At 70.1% G+C, this 19,722-nt stretch carries 18 protein-coding genes; 13 read left to right on the top strand and 5 right to left on the bottom strand.

Annotation, left to right across the window (positions count from 1 at the left end; genetic code table 11):
* The first annotated feature begins 3 nt into the window (after positions 1 to 3).
* The 9 genes from MC45_RS01780 to MC45_RS01740 all read left to right on the top strand — a co-directional run bounded on the left by MC45_RS01780 (position 4) and on the right by MC45_RS01740 (position 7,602).
* Entirely contained in the window at positions 4 to 1,125 is a 1,122-nt protein-coding gene (locus MC45_RS01780; RefSeq protein WP_038666218.1) for a hypothetical protein, read from the top strand.
* The gene (gene coaBC / locus MC45_RS01775) at positions 1,122 to 2,303 is read left to right on the top strand and encodes a bifunctional phosphopantothenoylcysteine decarboxylase/phosphopantothenate--cysteine ligase CoaBC (RefSeq protein WP_038658774.1); all 1,182 of its coding nucleotides are present in this window, start codon (positions 1,122 to 1,124) and stop codon (positions 2,301 to 2,303) included. The genes MC45_RS01780 and coaBC overlap by 4 nt, the downstream gene beginning before the upstream one ends.
* A 31-nt stretch (positions 2,304 to 2,334) precedes the next feature.
* Positions 2,335 to 2,781, top strand: coding sequence for a dUTP diphosphatase (gene dut / locus MC45_RS01770; RefSeq protein WP_038658771.1), 447 nt, complete (start codon positions 2,335 to 2,337; stop codon positions 2,779 to 2,781).
* Positions 2,778 to 3,173, top strand: coding sequence for a hypothetical protein (locus MC45_RS01765; RefSeq protein WP_038658768.1), 396 nt, complete (start codon positions 2,778 to 2,780; stop codon positions 3,171 to 3,173). Before dut ends, MC45_RS01765 begins: the two co-directional genes overlap by 4 nt.
* Positions 3,170 to 3,931, top strand: a complete 762-nt coding sequence (locus MC45_RS01760; protein WP_038658765.1) for a HesA/MoeB/ThiF family protein — start codon at positions 3,170 to 3,172, stop codon at positions 3,929 to 3,931. Before MC45_RS01765 ends, MC45_RS01760 begins: the two co-directional genes overlap by 4 nt.
* A 23-nt stretch (positions 3,932 to 3,954) precedes the next feature.
* Positions 3,955 to 5,091, top strand: a complete 1,137-nt coding sequence (wecB, locus tag MC45_RS01755; protein ID WP_038658762.1) for a non-hydrolyzing UDP-N-acetylglucosamine 2-epimerase — start codon at positions 3,955 to 3,957, stop codon at positions 5,089 to 5,091.
* A complete protein-coding gene (gene wecC, locus MC45_RS01750; protein ID WP_038658759.1) occupies positions 5,075 to 6,376 on the top strand; it encodes a UDP-N-acetyl-D-mannosamine dehydrogenase in 1,302 nt (433 codons plus the stop codon). The genes wecB and wecC overlap by 17 nt, the downstream gene beginning before the upstream one ends.
* Before the next feature lie 80 nt (positions 6,377 to 6,456).
* The gene (locus MC45_RS01745; RefSeq protein WP_038658756.1) at positions 6,457 to 7,227 is read left to right on the top strand and encodes a metallophosphoesterase family protein; all 771 of its coding nucleotides are present in this window, start codon (positions 6,457 to 6,459) and stop codon (positions 7,225 to 7,227) included.
* A 129-nt stretch (positions 7,228 to 7,356) separates the two neighbouring features.
* Positions 7,357 to 7,602: a hypothetical protein gene (locus MC45_RS01740; protein WP_245640815.1), complete on the top strand. Its 246-nt coding sequence runs from the start codon at positions 7,357 to 7,359 to the stop codon at positions 7,600 to 7,602.
* Positions 7,603 to 7,735: 133 nt separating this feature from the next.
* On the opposite strand, the gene MC45_RS01735 is transcribed toward MC45_RS01740, so the two are convergent.
* On the bottom strand, positions 7,736 to 8,320 hold the full coding sequence (locus MC45_RS01735; protein ID WP_038658752.1) for an FKBP-type peptidyl-prolyl cis-trans isomerase: 585 nt from the start codon (positions 8,318 to 8,320) through the stop codon (positions 7,736 to 7,738).
* A gap of 108 nt (positions 8,321 to 8,428) precedes the next feature.
* Positions 8,429 to 8,635: a 30S ribosomal protein S21 gene (gene rpsU, locus MC45_RS01730; protein ID WP_038658749.1), complete on the bottom strand. Its 207-nt coding sequence runs from the start codon at positions 8,633 to 8,635 to the stop codon at positions 8,429 to 8,431.
* A gap of 362 nt (positions 8,636 to 8,997) precedes the next feature.
* Here rpsU and MC45_RS01725 point away from each other — a divergent pair, with 362 nt between their 5' ends.
* From MC45_RS01725 to MC45_RS01715, 3 genes are all read left to right on the top strand, one after another.
* Entirely contained in the window at positions 8,998 to 10,137 is a 1,140-nt protein-coding gene (locus MC45_RS01725; protein WP_038658746.1) for a fumarylacetoacetate hydrolase family protein, read from the top strand.
* A complete protein-coding gene (xylB, locus tag MC45_RS01720; RefSeq protein WP_038658743.1) occupies positions 10,134 to 10,919 on the top strand; it encodes a D-xylose 1-dehydrogenase in 786 nt (261 codons plus the stop codon). Before MC45_RS01725 ends, xylB begins: the two co-directional genes overlap by 4 nt.
* A gap of 602 nt (positions 10,920 to 11,521) precedes the next feature.
* Positions 11,522 to 13,915, top strand: a complete 2,394-nt coding sequence (locus MC45_RS01715) for a DUF3772 domain-containing protein (RefSeq protein WP_052075470.1) — start codon at positions 11,522 to 11,524, stop codon at positions 13,913 to 13,915.
* A gap of 210 nt (positions 13,916 to 14,125) precedes the next feature.
* Here MC45_RS01715 and MC45_RS01710 read toward each other — a convergent pair whose 3' ends face one another.
* Together MC45_RS01710 and MC45_RS18540 are read right to left on the bottom strand one after the other, a co-directional pair.
* Positions 14,126 to 14,728, bottom strand: coding sequence for an RNA polymerase sigma factor (locus tag MC45_RS01710; RefSeq protein WP_169742512.1), 603 nt, complete (start codon positions 14,726 to 14,728; stop codon positions 14,126 to 14,128).
* Positions 14,729 to 14,847: 119 nt separating this feature from the next.
* Positions 14,848 to 15,549, bottom strand: a complete 702-nt coding sequence (locus MC45_RS18540; protein ID WP_081974294.1) for a TetR/AcrR family transcriptional regulator — start codon at positions 15,547 to 15,549, stop codon at positions 14,848 to 14,850.
* Positions 15,550 to 15,683: 134 nt separating this feature from the next.
* Here MC45_RS18540 and MC45_RS01700 point away from each other — a divergent pair, with 134 nt between their 5' ends.
* On the top strand, positions 15,684 to 17,063 hold the full coding sequence (locus MC45_RS01700) for an FAD/NAD(P)-binding protein (protein WP_038658740.1): 1,380 nt from the start codon (positions 15,684 to 15,686) through the stop codon (positions 17,061 to 17,063).
* Between the two features lie 17 nt (positions 17,064 to 17,080).
* Here the strand turns inward: MC45_RS01700 and MC45_RS01695 are convergent, their stop codons facing one another.
* A complete protein-coding gene (locus MC45_RS01695) occupies positions 17,081 to 19,564 on the bottom strand; it encodes a TonB-dependent receptor plug domain-containing protein (protein WP_038666209.1) in 2,484 nt (827 codons plus the stop codon).
* Positions 19,565 to 19,722 lie beyond the last annotated feature (158 nt).

The raw sequence follows: 19,722 nt of genomic DNA, 5'->3' as shown, positions 1-19,722 counted from the left end.
GCGATGATGCGGCGCGTCCCTGCCCCGTTGTGGCTGGCGCAGCCGTCGCGGTTCGCCGGACTGGCGCCGCGCAACGCCGCGGCGGCGCTGGTCGCGCTGGCGCTGCTGCTGCTCGCGTGCCTGCTGGTCTTCGCCGCGCCCGTCCCGCCGGCGGCGAGCGGCGATGCGGCGCAGCGCAGCGACGATCAAGCCGACGTCGTGCTGTACGAGACGATCGTCGCCAACGTCCGCCATGGCGGCGGTTATTATGCCACCGCGGCGGATGCGATGCGCGCGGGCGATTACCCGCTCAAGCCGTTCGTCACCTTTCGCCTGCCGACGCTGGCGATGGTGCAGGCGGCGGTGCCGCACGCGATTGTCGTGATCCTGCTTTACCTGCTCGCCGCGGCGGTGGCGCTTGCCTGGTATCGGCGGCTGGCGCCGGCGTTCGCGCGGCCGCCGCCGCGGATCGTCGCGATGGTGCTGCTTGCCGCCGGACTGATGGCGTTCGTGCAGCGCGACCTGCTCGCCTTCCACGAGATCTGGGCGGGGTTGCTAATCGCGCTGTCGCTCGGCGTGCATCGCGACGGGCAGTGGCTGCCCGCAGTCGCCTTCGGCCTGTCGGCGGCGCTGATCCGCGAGACCGCGGGGCTGTACCTGCTGCTGATGGCGATCCTGGCGCTCGCCGGCGGCGACCGGCGCGAAGGCGCGGCGTGGATCGCGGCGGGGGCGATCCTCGCGCTGGCGCTGGCGGCACATGCGCATGCGGTGGCCGAAGTGGTCGGGCCGCTCGATCCGCAGTCGCCGGGCTGGTCGGGGCATCTCGGCTTCGGCTTCTTCGTGCGGACGATGACGCTGTCGACCGCGCTGATGATCGTGCCGCTCTGGCTCGCCGCGCCGCTGGTCGGGCTGGCGCTGTTCGGCTGGGCGGCGTGGCGCGACGTGCTGGGGCTGCGCGTGCTGGTGGTGATCGCCGCTTATGCCGCGGTGCTGAGCGTGTTCGGGCGGGTCGATACCTTTTATTGGGGGCTGCTGGTGGCGCCGTTGCTGCTTGTCGGCCTCGTCTTCGTGCCCGATGGCGCGCGCGACCTGCTGGCGGCGGTGAGCGACCGGCGGCGGATCACGGTGAAGAGGATCGTTCGATGACGCGTATCCTGCTGATCGTCGGCGGCGGCATCGCTGCCTATAAGGCGTGCGAACTGATCCGGCTGCTGCGCCGGCGCGGTTATGGGGTGCGCTGCGTGATGACGGAGGGCGCGAGCCATTTCGTCACGCCGATGACGCTCGCCGCGTTGAGCGAGGACCAGGTCTATACCAGCCTGTGGGATCTCAAGGACGAGGCGGAGATGGGGCATATTCAGCTCAGCCGGCAGGCCGATCTGGTCGTCATCGCGCCCGCCACCGCCGATCTGCTGGCGCGGATGGCGGGGGGCATCGCCGACGATCTGGCGACGACGCTGCTGCTCGCCACCGATACGCCGGTGCTGGCGGCGCCGGCGATGAACGTGCGGATGTGGCAGCATGCAGCGACCGTCCGCAACGTCGCGCAGCTCCGCGCCGACGGCATCACGATCCTCGAACCCGACGAAGGGGCGATGGCGTGCGGCGAGTTCGGTCCCGGCCGGCTGCCCGAGCCCGACGCGATCGCCGCGGCCGTTGACCGCATGCTCGCGCCGCGCGCGACGCCGCTCGCCGGCCGGCACGTGCTGGTCACCGCGGGGCCGACGCACGAGCCGATCGATCCGGTCCGCTATATCGCCAATCGCTCGTCGGGGCGGCAGGGGTTCGCGATCGCCGGTGCGCTCGCCGATCTCGGCGCGACGGTGACGTTGGTCGCCGGGCCGGTGACGCTCGCCACCCCGGCGGGGGTACGGCGGGTCGACGTCGTCACCGCGGCCGAGATGGCGGCGGCGGTCCAAGACGCGCTGCCAGCTGATGCGGCGGTGATGGTCGCCGCGGTCGCCGACTGGCGGGTCGCCGCCGCGCCGCAGAAGGTCAAGAAGGGCGACGCGCCGCCGGCGCTGGTGCTCGCCGAGAACGAGGATATCCTCGCGACGCTGGCGCACGGGCCGCGCCGGCCGCGACTGATGATCGGCTTCGCCGCCGAGACCGAGCGCGTCGTCGAACAGGCGGTCGCCAAGCGGCTGCGCAAGAACGCCGACTGGATCGTCGCCAACGACGTGTCGGGCGACGTGTTCGGCGGCGACGCCAACACCGTGCATCTCGCCACCGCCGACGGCGTCGAACATTGGGAGCGTTTGCCCAAGGCCGACGTCGCCCGGCGGCTGGCGCAACGGATCGCCGAGACGCTGTCCGGTTCTTGATCTGTTCGCGCAGGCAGGCTAGCCCTGCGCCATGAGCCAAGCCATCGCCATCCGCCTCCACCGCCTGCCGCATGGCGAGGGGCTGCCGCCGCCCGCTTATGCGACCGCGGGTGCGGCGGGGATGGACGTGGTGGCGGCCGAGGCGCTGACGCTGGCGCCGGGCGCGCGCGCGGCGGTGGCGACCGGCTTCGCGATCGCGATACCCGAGGGCTATGAGGTGCAGGTGCGCCCGCGCTCGGGTCTGGCGATCAAGCACGGCATCACCTGCCTCAACACGCCCGGCACGATCGATTCGGACTATCGCGGCGAGGTGAAGGTGATCCTCATCAACCTCGGCGAGGCCCCGTTCGCGATCGCCCGCGGCGAACGCATCGCCCAACTCGTCCCCGCCCCGGTTCAGCGCGCGACGCTGGCAATCGTCGACGCGCTCGACGATACCGACCGTGGAAGCGGAGGGTTCGGATCGACCGGCCGATGATCACAGCAATTCTCCTGGCAGCCCAGCTCGCCGGTGCATCGCCCATGCCGATGCCGCCGCAGGACTGGAGCGCGCTGCATCCATTGCCCTACAGCCGCGATCCCGACGATGGCGCCAATCTGTCGAGCTTCGTCCGCGCCGAGGTGAAGGCGGGGCGGTGCAACGCCGCGACGCCGTCGCCACAGGGCTATGTGCTCAAGGTCGATCTCGCGGTGCTGGTCGGTGCCGGCGGCCAGCCCAAGCGGGTGGTGCCGCGGGCGATCGCCTGCCCCTCGGTCGAGCAATATGCCGCGGGCCTCGTCTCCAGCATGGCGCGCGGCAATATCGCCCCCGGCGTGGCGGATATCGATACCTGGTATCGGACCAGCCTCACCTTCTCCTGGTCGGCGTGACGCTCTCCGACGAGGAACTGACCCGCTACGCCCGGCACATCGTCCTGAAGGAGGTCGGCGGCGCCGGTCAGCAGCGCTTCGCCGCGGCGCATGTCGTGGTCATCGGCGCGGGCGGAATCGGATCGCCGGCGATCCCCTATCTCGCCGCGGCGGGCATCGGGCGGCTGACGATCGTCGACGACGACCATGTCGATCTGTCCAACCTGCAACGCCAGACGATCTATGCCACCGCCGAGATCGGCGCGGGCAAGGCGGAGACGGCGGCGGCGGCGGCGCGGCGGCTCAACCCGCATGTCGCCGCGGTGGCGCGACCGATACGCGTCGACGCCGGCAACGTCGCTGCATTGCTCGCCGAGGCCGACGTGGTGCTCGACGGTTGCGACAATTTCGCGACGCGGCTGATCGTCGCCGATGCGGCCCATGCCGCGCGGGTGCCGCTCGTCTCGGCGGCGATCGGCCAGTTCGACGGGCAATTGGGGGTGTTCCGCGGCTGGGAGCCGGGCAAGCCCTGCTATCGCTGCTTCGTCGGCAGCGATCCCGACCGGCCCGGCGCGACCTGTGCCGAGGACGGCGTGCTGGGGCCGATGGCGGGGGCGATCGGCAGCCTCGCCGCACTCGAGGTGCTGCGCGCGATCCATGCCTTCGGCGAGGACAGCGCCGGCAAGCTGCTGCTGGCCGATACGCTGTCGCTGCGCTTCCGGACGCTGACGATGCCGAAGGATCCCGGCTGCCCGACCTGTGGCTTAGCCCGAAATTAAGCGACGGCCGCTAGTCAGCCGGCATGACCAGCGCCAGCCGCCCCAGGATCCTCACCGTCTTCGGCACCCGCCCCGAGGCGATCAAGCTGTTCCCCGTCGTGCGGGCGCTACAGGCGGCGGGCGGCATCGAGACGGTGACCTGCGTCACCGCGCAGCATCGCGGGCTGCTCGACCAGGTGCTCGCCATCGCCGGATTGACGCCCGACATCGACCTCGACCTGATGGAGCCGGGCCAGTCGCTCGATCGGCTGACCGCGCGGCTGCTCACCGGGCTCGGCGAGGTGATCGACCGGGTGCGGCCCGACCGCGTCGTCGTCCAGGGCGACACCGCGACCGCGATGGTCGGTGCGCTCGCCGCCTATTATCGCAAGATCCCGGTCGCACACGTCGAGGCGGGGCTGCGCTCGGGCGACATCTACCAGCCCTGGCCCGAAGAGGTGAACCGGCGCATCGTCGCGCCGATCGCCGATCTACATTTCGCACCCACCGCCACCGCCGCGGCGGCGCTGGCGCGCGAGAGCGTCGCCGCGGGCGTCCATGTCACCGGCAATACGGTGATCGACGCGTTGCTCTGGACGCGCGGTCGCATCGCCGAGACGCCGGCGCTGGCCGGCGATCTCGATCCGCTCGCGGCGCGCTTCGCGGGCAAGCGCATCGTCCTCGTCACGACGCATCGCCGCGAGAATTTCGGTGACGGCATGGCGGCGATCGCGCGGGGGATCGCGCGGATCGCGGCGCGCGACGATGTCGCGGTGATCTTCCCGATGCACCCCAATCCCAATGTCGGCGCGGTGATGGACGAATGGCTGGGCACGCCGGACAATGTCGCGCGGATCGCGCCGCTAGACTATCCGCATTTCATCCGGGCGCTCGAACTGTGCGACCTTGCGCTGACCGATTCGGGCGGTGTGCAGGAGGAGGCGCCCGCGCTCGGCAAGCCGGTGCTGGTGATGCGCGACACCACCGAGCGGCCCGAGGGCGTCGCGGCGGGCACCGCGCGCTTGATCGGCACCGACGAAGACCGCATCGTTTCCGAAGTGTTCACGCTTCTCGATGACAAGGCTGCCTATTCCGCCATGGCACGCGCCCACAATCCGTTCGGCGACGGCCAGGCCAGCACCCGGATCGCAAGGATCATCGCCGATGATTTCGGACTCTGAACTCAAGGTCGTCGTTCTCGGCCTCGGCTATATCGGCCTGCCGACCGCGGCGGTGATCGCGCGGACGGGGGCGAAGGTGCTCGGCGTCGACGTCACCGAATCGGTGGTCGAGACGGTCAATTCTGGGCGCGTGCATATCGAGGAGGTCGATCTCGACGGCCTCGTCTCCGGCGTGGTCGCGCGCGGATCGCTGCGTGCGTCGACGCGGATCGAGCCGGCCGACGTCTTCGTGATCGCGGTGCCGACCCCGTTCGGCGAGGATCATGCGCCCGATATCGCCTATGTGCTGCAGGCGGCAACGACGATCGCGTCGGTGCTCAAGCCGGGCGACGCGATCATCCTCGAATCGACCTCGCCGGTCGGCACCACCGAACGGGTGCGCGACCTGCTCGCCGAGCTGCGTCCCGATTTGCGCGTACCCGGCCGCGCCGGCGAGGCGGCCGATATCGCGATCGCTTATTGCCCGGAGCGCGTGCTGCCCGGGCGCATCCTCGTCGAGCTGATCGACAACGATCGCGTCATCGGCGGTATCACGCCGCGCTGCGCGCGCAAGGCGCTGACCTTCTACCGCCGCTTCGTGCGCGGCGCCTGCGTCACCACCACCGCGCGCGCGGCGGAGATGACCAAGCTGACCGAGAATGCCTTTCGCGACGTCAACATCGCCTTCGCCAACGAACTCAGCCTGATCGCCGATACGATGGGGGTCGACGTGTGGGAGGTGATCCGCCTCGCCAACCGCCATCCGCGCGTCAACATCCTGCAACCGGGGCCGGGCGTCGGCGGCCATTGCATCGCGGTCGATCCGTGGTTCCTCGTCCATGCAGATCCCGCCAACACGCCGCTGATCCGCACCGCGCGACTGGTCAACGACGGCAAGACCGACCATGTCGTCGCGCAGGCGAGCGCGCTGATCGAGGCGCGGCCCGGCGCACCGGTCGCCTGCCTCGGCCTCGCGTTCAAGGCGAACATCGACGACTTCCGCGAGAGCCCGGCGCTCAAGGTCGCGGTCGCGCTGGCCGAGCGGTTCGGCGACCGGGTGCGGATCGTCGAACCCTATGCGGGGACGCTGCCCAAGGCGTTCGACGGCACCGGCGCGACGCTGATCGACATCGACGGCGCGATCGAATGCTGTCCGATCATGGTCGTGCTGGTCGATCACGACGTGTTCCGCTCGGTGCCGATCGAGGAACGGCGCGACAAGGCGGTGCTCGACACGCGCGGGATCTGGCCGGATCAACCTGCGGTCGCCTCGCCGGTACAGGATGTGCTACGGCTGGTCGGCTAGCCACTTTCACGCGGGGTTCAGGCTGTTGCGGCCAGACCTGCGCGGGTATACCTGCCATTCGGCACGATCGACGGGAATCCATGCTCAAGAAGCTGCTCAACGCGCGCCGTTCCACGGCAACGCCGCTGACCGCCATTCCGGAAGGCGAACGCGTCTATGCGATCGGCGACGTCCACGGTTGCGCCGATCTGCTCGATCAACTGCTTGCCCGGATCGATGCGGACGACCGGGCGCGCGATCCTGCGCGCACCACGATCGTCTTCCTCGGCGACCTCGTCGACCGCGGCCCGGCGTCGGCCGCGGTGATCGAGCGGCTGCGGCTGCTCGCGGCGGAGCGGCCGGATACGCGCTTCCTGCTCGGCAATCACGAGGAGGTGTTCCTCGAATCGCTCAAGGGCGAGCCCAAGGCGCTGCGCATGTTCTGCCGGATCGGCGGGCGCGAGACGATCATGAGCTACGGGCTCGACGCCGCCGATTATGACCGGATGGATTATGAGGAACTGCATGCCGCGATGCGCGTCCGCGTGCCCGCCGAGCATCAGGCGTTCCTCGAATCGTTCGAGGATATGGTGACGATCGGCGACTATGCCTTCGTCCATGCCGGCGTGCGGCCGGGCACCGATCTCGCCGCGCAGCGCGGCGCCGACCTGCGCTGGATCCGCAACCCCTTCCTCGATCACGATCGCGCGCTCGATAAGATGGTCGTCCACGGCCATACGATCAGCGCCGGGCTCGACGAGCAGGTCCATCGGATCGGTGTCGATACCGGGGCTTATGAGACCGGCGTGCTGACCGCTTTGGGTTTGGAAGGTACGGCGCGCTGGACGGTGCAGGCGACCCGCGCGGGCTGACCGGCGGCGGGAACGTGTGGCGTCGCGGCAACGGTCGCCGGCCATTCCGAAACCGGGCGGTTAAACTGTTGTCGCGCCTATATACTTCTGCCATGCAAACCGGTGACGAGCACAAGAGGGAGTTATATCATGCGTTTCGGTAAGATTGTCATGGCCGCTGCGGCCGCCACCATGGCCGTTGCTCCGGCGGTTGCCGCTCCGGCGAACCCCGCAGCCAGCCTGTCGGTGTCGAAGTCGGTTCGCACCGGTTCGACCTCGGCCAAGAAGAACGAGCTCGCCGGTGGCGGGATCGTCATCGCCCTGATCGCGGCCGCTGCCGTCGTCGCGGGCATCGTCGTCGTCGCCGACAGCGATGACAATGCGGACAGCAACTAAGCTGACCGTTAGCCTCGGCTAGAGAAAGTAGCGGCCTTCGGGCCGCTATTTTTTTGTCCGGCGCAGGGCGATAGCGGGCACGAAAAAGCCGGCGCCGGATGGTCCGGCGCCGGCTTTTCGTCGTCGTGGCGGATCAGCGACCGCCGGGCATGCCCGGGGGCATCGCGCCGCGCGGCATCCCGCCGGGGCCGCCGGCACCCTGTGCCTGGGCCTGCGCCTGCATCTGGCGGACGACGGCCTCGGGCAGGAAGTCGATCAGCTCGATGTCGAAGACGAGCGTCGAATTGGCCGGGATCGGCCCCTTCGCCTCGGCGCCGTAACCGAGCGCGGGCTTGATCCAGACGCGATACTTGGCGCCCTTCGGCATCAGCTTGAGCGCCTCGGAGAAGCCGGGGACGACGCCGGCGACGGGCATCGGCGTCGGCTGCTGCGACTTGTCGAAGGTGGTGCCGTTGAGCAGCTTGCCTTCATAATTGATCAGCGCGACGTCGCTGTCGGTCGGCTTGGGGGCGCCCGGCGCGCCGGGCTGCACCACTTTGTATTGCAGCCCCGACGGGGTCGTCATCACGCCGCTCGCACGCGCGTTGCGGGTGAGGAAGTCGTCGCCCTGCCGCGCCAGGAGGAAGGCCGCGAGACAGGCGACGACGATGCCCACCCACAGATAGACGAGATAGGTCCGCTTGATGGGACGCAGCGGAACGGCGGTGACGGTCGACATCTGGGGCACCTGAAGTTGTGGTGCCGGGCCGGCCGTCACCGGTTAACATCTCTAACTTCGCACGAAGACGCCTCCGGAGGAAAGCATCTTCGTAACGATCACAATGACTTAGCGCGCACCGTCGCGCTCGGCGCGCTTGCGGTCGAGCTTGCGCGAACGGCGGACGGCGGCGGCACGCTCGCGCGCGCGGCGCTCCGACGGCTTTTCGAAGTGACGGCGCAGCTTCATCTCCCGGTACACGCCCTCGCGCTGCAGCTTCTTCTTGAGCACGCGAAGGGCCTGGTCGACATTGTTGTCGCGGACGACGATCTGCATGGAACTGAAACACTCCGGTCAATAGCTATGGCGGCTGCAGACGAAAGGTCCGCGCCGTGCGAACGGTGCCCGTAGCAGCGAGCGGCCCGATGCGCAACCCGCGCGCCCGCGCCTGCCCGCCGCGCGACACGCGCGGGGATGATCGGCGCCCCGTCTTTCGGCTTGCGGCGCGGATTGTGCAAGCTAATGGTAGCGATAACCAGCTGGGAGAGATGGAAGACGGCGAACGCCGCGGCGGGAACGAGGGCATCGGCGATGCTCCACCCGCCGAGCCGGTCGCCGTACCGTCAGGGCCAGCGCCACCGCCGCGCCCGCCGACCGAAGTCCGATCGGCCGGTGCGTCCGATCCGGAGAAGAGCCCAATGCCGATATCCTTCGACCCCGCCGACGCGCTCGGTAGCGACTGGCGCAGCGCGCGCTGGCTCGGCCGCATCGATCTGGGCGCCGGCCCGAGCCCGGTGCTGGTCGTCGACGGCATCGCCTATGACATGGCGCGCGTCGCCCCGACCGTCGCCGAACTGGTCGCCGGCGGCAGCTTCGACCACGCGCAGGGCGAGGAGATCGGTGCGCTCGATGCGATTGGCCTGTCGGTCGACGGCCTGCCGCGGCTGCTCAGCCCGATCGACCTGCAATGCGTCAAGGCGGCGGGCGTCACTTTCGCGGTGTCGGCGATGGAGCGCGTCATCGAGGAGCGCGCACGCGGCGATGCCGGCGCGGCGGCCGAGGTGCGCAGCCGGCTGGAAGGGCGGATCGGCGGCAGTATGCGCGCGGTGGTGCCCGGCTCGCCCGAGGCGGCGGCGCTCAAGCAGGCGCTGATCGACGAGCAATTGTGGTCGCAATATCTCGAGGTGGCGATCGGCCCCGATGCCGAGATCTTCACCAAGGCGCCGGTGCTGGCGACGGTCGGCTGGGGCGCGGACGTCGGCATCCGGTCCGATTCGACGTGGAACAACCCCGAGCCCGAGGTGGTGCTGCTCGCCGGGCCCGACGGGCGCGCGGTCGGCGCGACGCTGGGCAACGACGTCAATCTGCGCGACTTCGAGGGGCGCTCGGCGCTGCTGCTCGGCAAGGCGAAGGACAATAACGCCTCCTGCTCGCTGGGCGCGTTCGTGAGGCTGTTCGACGCCGACTTCACGATGGACGACGTCCGGCAGGCGGAGATCACGCTGCGCATCGAGGGCATCGACGGCTATGCGCTAGACGGCGCCAGCTCGATGAACCAGATCAGCCGCGATCCCGAGGAGCTGCTGCGCCAGGCGCTGAGCGAGCATCAATATCCCGACGGCCTGGTGCTGTTCCTCGGTACGCTGTTCGCGCCGACGCAGGACCGCGACGTGCCCGGCCAGGGCTTCACCCACAAGGTCGGCGACACGGTGGCGATCGAGACGCCGCGGCTCGGCCGGCTGGTCAACACGGTCAGCACCTCGAAGGCGGCGCCGCCGTGGCGCTTCGGCCTGACCGCGCTGATCCGCAACCTCGCCGGCCGCGGGTTGCTCGCATGACCGGGACGGCAATGGACGGCAACGGCCGGCGCGCGCTCTACCCCTCGCTCAGCGGCAAGCGGGTCATCATCAGCGGCGGCGGATCGGGGATCGGCGCGGGGCTGGTCGAGGCGTTCGCGCGACAGGGCGCCAAGGTCGCCTTCGTCGACGTCGCCGAGGCGGACAGCCGCGCGCTGGTCGAGCGATTGGGCGATGCCGCGCATGTGCCGGTGTTCCGCCGGCTCGACCTCACCGATCTCGATGCGCTGGCGGCGGTGTTCGCCGAACTGCAGGCCGAGCTGGGCGGCGTCGACGTGCTGGTCAACAATGCCGCCAACGACGATCGCCATACGGTCGCCGAGGTGACGCCGGCCTATTGGGACCAAAGGATGAACGTCAATCTGCGTCATCAATTCTTCGCGGCGCAGGCGGTGATCCCGGCGATGAAGGCGGCGGGCGGCGGATCGATCATCAACTTCGGCTCGATCAGCTGGCACCTCGGGCTGGAGGACCTCGTCCTCTACCAGACCGCCAAGGCGGCGATCGAGGGGCTGACGCGCAGCCTCGCCCGCGACCTCGGCCGCGACAACATCCGGGTCAACACGGTGGTGCCGGGCAACGTCAAGACGCCGCGCCAGGAGAAATGGTACACGCCCGAGGGCGAAGCCGAGATCGTCGCGGCGCAATGCCTCGACGGGCGGATCGAGCCGGAGGACATCGCCGCGCTGGTGCTGTTCCTCGCGTCGGAGGATGCGCGTATGTGTACCGCGCACAATTACTGGATGGATGCCGGCTGGCGGTGATGGGGGCTGCGGGGGGATTGGGTAGGTGATGGCAACACACGAACTCCTCCCCGCCAGCGCAGGGCAATCGCAAACGAACCTTCACCTAAGCCCGCCGCGCTCCAAGCCCACCCCGTCACCCCGGACTTGTTCCGGGGTCCACCCTGCGGCGAGGAGAAGGGCTTGGTTCGCCACCCTGCTCTCGCGGCCCGGTGGACCCCGGAACAAGTCCGGGGTGACGGATGGGATGAGGAAACCGATCGAGCCTCATCACCGCAGCCCACGGCGATCCTTCCCCGCCAGCGAGCGCCGGATTGAACGCCCCCAGCCGTTTACAGCCCATGCCGGGGGAATATTGACCCTGCCGCCCCGCACACGCGAGCGAGGAATTTCTGCCCTCTCGTCATCCCGGCGGAAGCCGGGACCCATGGGCCCGGTGCCGCCGGTCGTGGCACGTACCGCCGACCGCCCGTCACCGTGGGTCCCGGCTTTCGCCGGGATGACGAAAAGGGGCGCGCGAGCCGGACGCGTAGGCGGCCGTTTTCCCCCCAAAACCGTCACCGCTCGCTTTGTCGCGCGACTCCTCCTAACCAGCCGGGCGGTATGGACGGGAGCGTGACGCGATGATGGCAGCGGTGCGGCGGTTGGTGTTGCTGGTGATGCTGGTCGCACTCGCGATCGCGGTGCCGGCCGCGGCGCAGACCACGCCGGTCGAGACCGCCAGCCGGCAGCTCGCCGGCGCCGAGACGGCGCTCGATGCCGTCGACAAGGCGCTCGACGGCAAGGTCGATCGCGAGACGCGCGGCACATTGCGCGATCGGGCGCTCGGCGCACAGAGCGACGCGCGCGAGGCCGCCGAGCAGTTGCGCAGCCAGCTCGCGCTGGTCGACGCGCGTATCGCCGGGCTCGGGCCGCCGGTCGCCGGCGTGGTCGAGGCGCCCGACATCCGCGCCGAGCGTCGCGCCCTGGCGCAGGCGCGCAGCGCGCTCGATTCGAAGGTGAAGCGCGGCCAGCTCGTCGCGGTCGAGGCGGGGCAGCTCGTCACCGAGATCGACGAGACGCAGGCCGAGGAGATCAACCAGCGGATCGCCGTGCGGACCCCCTCCCCACTGTCGCCGCATTTCTGGAGCGACATGTTCGCGGCGCTGCCGCGCGACAGCCGGCGCGTGTCGACCTTCCTCAGCCGCGAATGGGCGCAGATCGATACCGGCCTGCGCCGCGGATTTCCGATCGGCGCGCTGCTCGGCGCGTTGCTGGCGCTCGTGATGCTGATCCCGGTGCGGCAGTTCCTGCGCCGGATCGGCCAGCGCTATCTGATCGCCGATGCGCCGGGGCATCGCGTGCGGCGGTCTGCGAATGCCCTGTGGCGGGTGTTCGTCGGCACGACGATGCCGATGGCCGCCGCCTTCCTGTTCGTGCAGGGGCTGCGCTGGTCGGCGCTGCTCGCGCCGGCGTGGAACGCGCTCGCCGACGCGCTGGTGATCGCGGCGGCGTTCAGCGGGCTGACCGCGGCGGTCGGCGCCGCCTTCCTGATGGCGCGGCAGCCGTCGTGGCGGGTGACGACGCTGACCGATGCCACCGCCACCGCACTGCGACCGGTGGCGTGGGCGTTCGCGACGCTGACCTTCGTCGTCATCCTCGCCAATGCGTTCAACACCACCGCCGGCGTCAGCCCGACCGCCTTGCTCGGTACGCAGGTGATCGAGGTGATCGTCCACCTGATCCTGATCGCGGGGACGCTGGTCATCATCGGCCGGCTGCGCGCCGCGGAGGCGGCGGACGGCGAGAGCGAGGCGGAGGCGGCGGCGAGTGCCGGCGTGGGCGCGATCACGCTGGCGGTGTGGCTGATCGTCGCCGGCGCCGGGCTGGCGCTGCTGATCGGCTATGTCGGGCTGGCGATCACGATCACCCAGGCGGTGATCTGGGCGACGTTGCTGGGGGTGAGCACCTATCTGCTGATGGTGGTGATCGACGATGTCGCGACCAGCCTGTTCCAGCGCGACGGCCGCGTCGGGCTGACGCTGCGCCACGGCATGGGGATCAGCGGCAGCGCGGTCGACCAGTTCGGCGTGCTGCTGTCGGCGGTGCTGCGGCTGGCGGTGATCGTCGTCGCGCTCGGGCTGCTGCTCTATCCGTTCGGCGCCGGCTTTGGCTCGTTCCTCGACCGGGTCGGCGGGCTGGCGCGCGGCGTCGAGGTCGGCGGCATCGCGATCTCGCCGGGGACGATCATCCGCTTCGTCGCGGTGCTCGCCCTGGGGCTGTTCCTGGTGCGGCAGTTCACCGGCTGGCTCGACCATCGCTATCTGCCGAGCACCGATCTCGACAGCAGCGTGCGCAACTCGATCCGGCTGGTCGCGCGCTATCTGGCGATCGCGCTGGCGGTGGTATGGGCGCTCGCCTCGCTCGGCATCGGCATGGAGCGGATCGCGCTGCTGCTGTCGGCTTTGTCGGTCGGCATCGGCTTCGGCCTGCAGGCGATCACCTCCAATTTCGTCTCCGGATTGATCCTGCTCGCCGAGCGGCCGATCAAGATCGGCGACCTGATCCGGGTCGGCACCGACGAGGGCGACGTCAAGCGGATCAGCGTGCGCTCGACCGAGATCGAGCTGGCGGATCATTCGACGCTGATCGTGCCCAATTCGGAGCTGATCACCAAATCGGTGCTCAACAAGACGCTCGCCGGGCCGATGGGGCGGATCCAGATCCATTTCTCGGTGCCGATCGCCAGCGATGCCGACCGGGTGCGGGCGATCGTGCTGGAGACGTTCGTCGCCGAGCCGATGGTGCTCGACGCGCCGGCGCCGGCGGTGCTGATCGACGGGATCGGCGACGGCCGCATCCTGTTCAACTGCCTCGCGCACGTCGCCAGCCCGCGCAGCACCGGCGAGGCGCGCAGCAACGTGCTGCTGACGCTGCTACGGCGGATGCGCGACGAGGGGATCGAACTCGGGACGGTGCCGCAGCGGGTGGAATGGGTGACGGTGCCGCCGCAGCTCGGCGATACCGCGGCGGGTTGATGAGGCAAGGGTTCGATGTGCGAAGCGAACCTGTTTCCAGATCCGCCCGTCACCCCGGCCTCGAGCCGGGGTCCCGCTTCTCCGGACGGCGCGGAGAAGAAGCGGGACCCCGGCGCAAGGCCGGAGTGACGGAAGAAGTGGGTGCATCACCCGGTCGGACCTATCCGATCGCCCTACCTTGGCGAGGGCGGAATTCCCTATTGTCCGGTCCTAGCCGATCATGCCGGTGCCGGCGTGCTTCCAGCGGCGGTAGCCCTCGCCCATCGCCGCCGGCGGCGGGAGCGTCGCCGGGGTCGGCGCGGTGCCGGCGAGACGGTCGATGACCGCGGCGCGGGCGCGGAAGACGCGGCTGCGTACCGTGCCCATCGGTACGCCGAGGCGGATCGCGGCCTCCTCGTAGGACAGGCCCTCCTGTGCGACGAGCACCAGCGCCTCGGCCTGACCCGGGGTTATGCTGTCGAGCGCGGCGTCGAGGTCGGCGAGCATGACGCCCGATTCCTGATCGGCCGGGGTCACCAGCCGGTCGTCGTCGATGTCCGGGTTCCACGACACGCTGCGGCCGCCGCGGCGGCGGTCGCTGAGGAACAGGTTGCGCAGGATGCGGAACAGCCAAGCGCGGAAATTGGTGCCCGGCTGGAAGCGGGTCCGCGCCGCCCAGGCACGCGCCATCGTCTCCTGGACGAGGTCGTCGCCGTCACCCTGATCGCGGCTGAGATGGCGGGCGTACCGCCGGAGCGACGGCAGCACCGCGTCGATCGCGGCGACGAACCCGCGTTCGGTGAGCACGTCGGACGGCAGAGCGGCGGTGGTCATGCGGTTCATCACTCGACACGAGACAGACTGGACGGGCGCGGCGACGAACGGTGTCGGCGCGGGCGTCGCGAGCCCATAGAGGCAGGTATCGAACGATTACAATACTGACCGGTTCCTTTTTATTTTGCGGTGCAGCATGCCGGCAACACCGGCGCATAGAGACGCAGGAAGACGTCGAAGCGCGCGGCGAATGCCTGATCCTCGCACAATCCCTCCAGCGCGACGTCGGGCGCGACGCTGTAGCGCATGCGGTTGACCGGGCCGGCGAGCAGGTCGAACAGCATATTGACCTTCCCCTCGACATCGCCCGCGTCGAGCAGGCCCTGTGCCTGCGCGGTGGCGATCGCGCTCTTCATCGGTGCCATCAGCATGACGTGCCATTGCTGGCGGCGGCGGGCGAAGGCGGCGTCGGTCAGCGAGGCGTGGTCGATGAAGATCGCCAGCCCGACGTTTTCGGGCTTGAGCATCATGTCGAACATGTGGCGGGCGAAGGTGCGCAGGCTGGCGATCGGTTCGGCGACGCTGTCGGCGGTGTCGCGGGCGAAGGCGTGGATCTGGTCCATCTTGTGGCGGATCGCGGCGTCGATCAGCGCATCCTTGCTGGGAAAGCGGCGGTAGATCGTCTGCTTGGTGACGCCGATGTCCTGCGCCAGCGCATCGATCGACAGCGTCGCATAGCGGGCGTCGCGCATCGCCGCGATCGTACCGTCGAGGATCAGCGCCTCGATCGCCTGCGCCTCCTTGCGGCTCGGCCGGCCGGCGCGACGCTGCACGGCGCCGCCTGCGCCCGCCCGCACCCCGTCATCCGTCGTCACCGTCATCCGCGCGAGTCCTGCTCCGTTTCCTACGTCCCTACCGCCGCCACCATGGCCACCGTCCCCGGCGATGTCCACCGCCCGCCCGTTGCCGCGATGGCACACAAGGATTAGGGGGCGGGCTTGCAGGAGACAGGCCAGTGACAGCGACGACCGACGCGACCAGAGCCGGCGATCACGTCGCGATCATCGGCGGCGGCTTTTCGGGGACGCTGCTCGCGATTAACCTGATGCGCCACGACGGGCCGCGCGCGACGCTGATCGAACGCCGCCCGGCACAGATGGCGCGCGGCGTCGCCTATAGCGCGGCGCACGAGGAGCATCTGCTCAACGTCCGCGCCGGCAATATGAGCGCGCTGCCCGACGATCCCGGCCATTTCGTCCGCTGGCTGGAGGGCAAGGCGCTGGGCGATGCCAAGACCTTCGTGTCGCGGCGGATCTATGGCGCCTATCTGCGCGAGATGCTCGACGCGGCGGTGGCGGCGAACCCCGGCCGGCTGGCCCTGGTCGAGGGCGCGGTGGTGGCGCTGGCGCGCGGGGCGGAGGGGGTGACGCTGACGCTCGACGCCGGCGCTGCGATCGCCGCCGACGTGGCGGTGCTGGCGATCGGCAACCTGCCGCCGCATACCCCGCCCGGCCTCGATCCGGCGGTGCTGCCGGCGGGCTGCTATCGCGCCGATCCGTGGGCGGGCGACATCACCGAGGGGTTGGGGCCGGACGACACGGTGGTGCTGATCGGCACCGGGCTGACCGCGATCGACGCGGCGCTGCTGCTGGAGGCGGCGGGGTTCGGCGGCCGGGTGGTCGCGATCTCGCGGCGCGGGCTGGTGCCGCGGCCGCATGCCGATACGCCGCCGCAGCCGGGGCTGCGCGAGCGGCCGGCAGGGACGCTGTCGCGGCTGGTGCGCCATGTCCGCGACCGCGCCGCGACCGTCGGCTGGCGCGCCGCGGTCGACGAGCTGCGGCCGATCACGCAGATGATGTGGGGAGCGGCGGACGCCGCGACGCGGGCGCGGTTCCTCCGCCACCTGCGGCCCTATTGGGACGTGCATCGCCATCGGCTCGCGCCGGCGGTGGCGGCGCGGGTCGACGCTTTGTGTACGGCCGGACGGCTCGGCTTCACCGCCGGCAAGCTGGTCGGGGCGAGCGCCGACGGCAGCGGCGCGCGCTTGTGCTGGCGGCCGCGCGGGTCCGACGATCGGGTCGAGACGCGGGTGGCGCGGATCGTCAATTGCACCGGGCCGCAGGGCGATCTGATGCGCTCCGACGAGCCGCTGCTGCGCGACCTGCTCGACCAGGGGCTGATCCGGCCCGACCCGCTGCGGATCGGGCTCGACGTCGATGCGCAGTCGCAGGTGATCGGCCGCGACGGGATCGCCGATCCGCGCCTGTTCTGCATCGGCCCGATGACGCGCGGCGGCCTGTGGGAGGTGGTCGCGGTGCCCGACATCCGCCAGCAGAACTGGACGCTCGCGCGGCGGCTGGCCAATGCGCAATGGGTGGGCGGCGAGGGCCTGTAGCCCCCGCCCCCCGCCCTCTACCAGTTGAGGCCGGCGCGCGCGTAGAGATAGCGGCCGTTGAAGCCGAACGGCGAATAGGACGGGAAGCCCAGCACGCCGGTCGAATTGTTCGCCGCGATCGTCCGGTCGGGGTAGACGTCGAACAGGTTGCTGACGCCGAGGCCGATCTGCGCGCCCTTGGGCGTGGCGTAGCGCAATTCGAAATCGGTGATCGCGTGCTTGCCGGTGTGGACGTCGCCGCTGACCAGCGTCCCCGGCTGGTTGACGTCGCCGTAATAGGTCACGCGGGCGAGCGCGCCGAGCCGGTCGAGCGACCAGTCGATCTGCCCCGTCACCTTCTCGCCCGGCGTGCCCTGTTCCAGCGTCAGGATGCGGCTGCGCGCGAACAGCGTCGGCGCCGGGTTGAGCGTCGCGGTCGAGGTCGGCACGCGCGTCACGTCGACCTTGTTGACGTTGCCCGCCAGCGTCAGGTCGAACGCACCGACGGTGTCCGTCGCCAGCCGGTAATGCGCGACCGCGTCGATCCCCTTGGTGGTCGAAGCGAGGCCGTTGATGAAGAACCGCGCCGCCGCGGCGCCGGTATTCGTCGCCGCGAGCAGGCGGGCGATCTCGGCGTTGACGGCAGGCGACGGGCTGGAGGACGTCGTGATGTTCTCCGACAGGCCGATCTGGTTGCGGATATGGATGCGATAGGCATCGATCGTCAGGTCGAAGCCGCCCGCGCGGATCACCGTGCCGGCCGAGAAGTTGGTCGACTTTTCGGGTTCGAGCGGCAGGCCGCCGAGCGCGGTGCCGACGGGGCTGGTCGACGGATAGGTGCCGGTCAGCACCGGCACGCCGTTGGTGACGACCGAGGCGATCTGGGTGAAATATTGCTGCTGGAGCGACGGCGCGCGGAAGCCGGTCGAGGCGGTGCCGCGCAGCGCGAACCACGGCGTGATGTCGTAGCGGGCCGAGGCCTTGCCCGTCGCGGTCGAGCCGAAGTCGGAATAATCCTCGAACCGGCCGGCGAGACCGACGAGGAACTGGTCGGTGACCTGCGCCTCGAGGTCGAGATAGGCGCTACCGTTGCGGCGGCTGCGCTCGGTCCGGTTGAGCGGCGAGAAGCCGCCGAAGCCCTGCGCGCCCGGCGTCGCGTTCGCCGCGGCGCCGGTGACCGTCCCGGTGGCCGGATAGCCATAAGAGGCCTGTTCGCCCGGCGTGATCTTATAGCCCTCGCGTCGCCCTTCGATGCCGAAGGCGACGTTGAGCGACTGGAAGACGTCGAACTTTCGGGTGACGTCGAGGCCGGCGACATATTGGTCGTAGATCGTCGCGCCGTCGTAGAAATTGCGCGGCGTCGTGCTGCCGTACGCATAATTGGCCGAGTTCAGCGTGCGATAGTCGATCTTGTTGCGGCCGTAGCTGAGCGACAGGTCGATATCGAAATCCGACACGGTGCCGCGCAGCCCGACCGCCGAGTTGATGTCGCGGGACTTGGTGTTGATGATCGGCAGGAAGGCGAAGCCCCCCTGATTCGAATAGCCGGCCAGCGTCGTCGCGGCGCTGGTCAGGCGCGGGAAGGCCGCGCTGCGACTGTCGCGATCCTGATAGCCGCCGAAGGCGTAGAGTTTGAGACTGTCGGTCAGCGAGGTGCCGGCGTTGACGAAGCCGGTATATTGCTCGACCTCGGGATCGCCGTAGCGACCGGTGACGCGGCGCGGCGAGACGCGGGTGTCGATGTCGGCGCGATTGGTCGGCTGGCGCTTGGTATATTCGCCCGACACGGTGATGAAGCCGTCGTCGCCGAAGCCGATCCCCTGCCACGCCGTGGCGGTGACCGCGTGCTCGCCCTTCACCTCGCGGCGGTTGTTGGCGGTGTCGACCTGCGTGTCGTAGAAGCCGTAGGTGACCGAGCCGCCACCGCCGCTGCGCGCCTCGCGCAGGCGCAGGTTGATGACGCCGGCGATCGCATCCGAGCCATATTGCGCCGAGGCGCCGTCGCGCAGCACCTCGATCCGGTCGAGCGCGACGGTCGGCACGGTGTTGAGATCGACCGCCGCCGAACCGCGACCGACGCTGCCGTTGGTGTTGACCAGCGACGAGGCATGCGCGCGGATGCCGTTGATCAGCACCAGCGTCTGGTCGGGCGACAGGCCGCGCAGCGTCGCCGGGCGGATCGCGTCGGTGCCGTCGGTCGCCGACGGCCGCGGGAAGTCGATTGACGGTGCGATCGCGGCGAGCGCGCTCGCCAGTTCGGTCGTCCCCTGCCGTTGCAGGCTGGCGCCGCTCAGCACGTCGACCGGCGCGACGCTGTCGAGGCGGCTGCGCCCGGCGCTGCGGGTGCCGGTGACGATGATGTCGTCGCCCTCGTTGGCCTGCGCCGCGGCGTCGGCGACGGGCGCAGCTTGCGCCGGTTCGGCGACCGCGGGGGGCTGGTCCTGCTGGGCGGGCGCGGGAGCGGCTTGCGCCGCGAGCGCGGCGGAACTCGCCGCGAGCAGAAGTTCGCTGATAATCGTCACGATCGACCCCCTATACTGGTCCGTATTCGGTGCGCTGTTGCGCGTGCAGCGCAGCATAGCCGAATAAGCCCATGACGACGGGCGAAGAAAAACTTTGCGATGGGTGAGGCCGGCGTGGGGGATGCGATGTCTCGCGCCGACGTTCGCCGCCTGCCGCC

It is taken from the genome of Sphingomonas taxi, assembly GCF_000764535.1.
Classification (GTDB): Bacteria; Pseudomonadota; Alphaproteobacteria; order Sphingomonadales; family Sphingomonadaceae; genus Sphingomonas; species Sphingomonas taxi.
This window is presented reverse-complemented; position numbering and strand designations above follow the sequence as displayed.

Excerpts from the sequence above, each read along its gene's own strand:
- MC45_RS01780 (WP_038666218.1), top strand. The coding sequence starts at position 4 with ATGATGCGGCGCGTCCCTGCCCCGTTGTGGCTGGCGCAGCCGTCGCGG.
- coaBC (WP_038658774.1), top strand. The coding sequence starts at position 1,122 with ATGACGCGTATCCTGCTGATCGTCGGCGGCGGCATCGCTGCCTATAAG.
- dut (WP_038658771.1), top strand. The coding sequence starts at position 2,335 with ATGAGCCAAGCCATCGCCATCCGCCTCCACCGCCTGCCGCATGGCGAG.
- MC45_RS01765 (WP_038658768.1), top strand. The coding sequence starts at position 2,778 with ATGATCACAGCAATTCTCCTGGCAGCCCAGCTCGCCGGTGCATCGCCC.
- wecB (WP_038658762.1), top strand. The coding sequence starts at position 3,955 with ATGACCAGCGCCAGCCGCCCCAGGATCCTCACCGTCTTCGGCACCCGC.
- wecC (WP_038658759.1), top strand. The coding sequence starts at position 5,075 with ATGATTTCGGACTCTGAACTCAAGGTCGTCGTTCTCGGCCTCGGCTAT.
- MC45_RS01745 (WP_038658756.1), top strand. The coding sequence starts at position 6,457 with ATGCTCAAGAAGCTGCTCAACGCGCGCCGTTCCACGGCAACGCCGCTG.
- MC45_RS01740 (WP_245640815.1), top strand. The coding sequence starts at position 7,357 with ATGCGTTTCGGTAAGATTGTCATGGCCGCTGCGGCCGCCACCATGGCC.
- MC45_RS01735 (WP_038658752.1), bottom strand. The coding sequence starts at position 8,320 with ATGTCGACCGTCACCGCCGTTCCGCTGCGTCCCATCAAGCGGACCTAT.
- rpsU (WP_038658749.1), bottom strand. The coding sequence starts at position 8,635 with ATGCAGATCGTCGTCCGCGACAACAATGTCGACCAGGCCCTTCGCGTG.
- MC45_RS01725 (WP_038658746.1), top strand. The coding sequence starts at position 8,998 with ATGCCGATATCCTTCGACCCCGCCGACGCGCTCGGTAGCGACTGGCGC.
- xylB (WP_038658743.1), top strand. The coding sequence starts at position 10,134 with ATGACCGGGACGGCAATGGACGGCAACGGCCGGCGCGCGCTCTACCCC.
- MC45_RS01715 (WP_052075470.1), top strand. The coding sequence starts at position 11,522 with ATGATGGCAGCGGTGCGGCGGTTGGTGTTGCTGGTGATGCTGGTCGCA.
- MC45_RS01710 (WP_169742512.1), bottom strand. The coding sequence starts at position 14,728 with ATGACCACCGCCGCTCTGCCGTCCGACGTGCTCACCGAACGCGGGTTC.
- MC45_RS18540 (WP_081974294.1), bottom strand. The coding sequence starts at position 15,549 with ATGACGGTGACGACGGATGACGGGGTGCGGGCGGGCGCAGGCGGCGCC.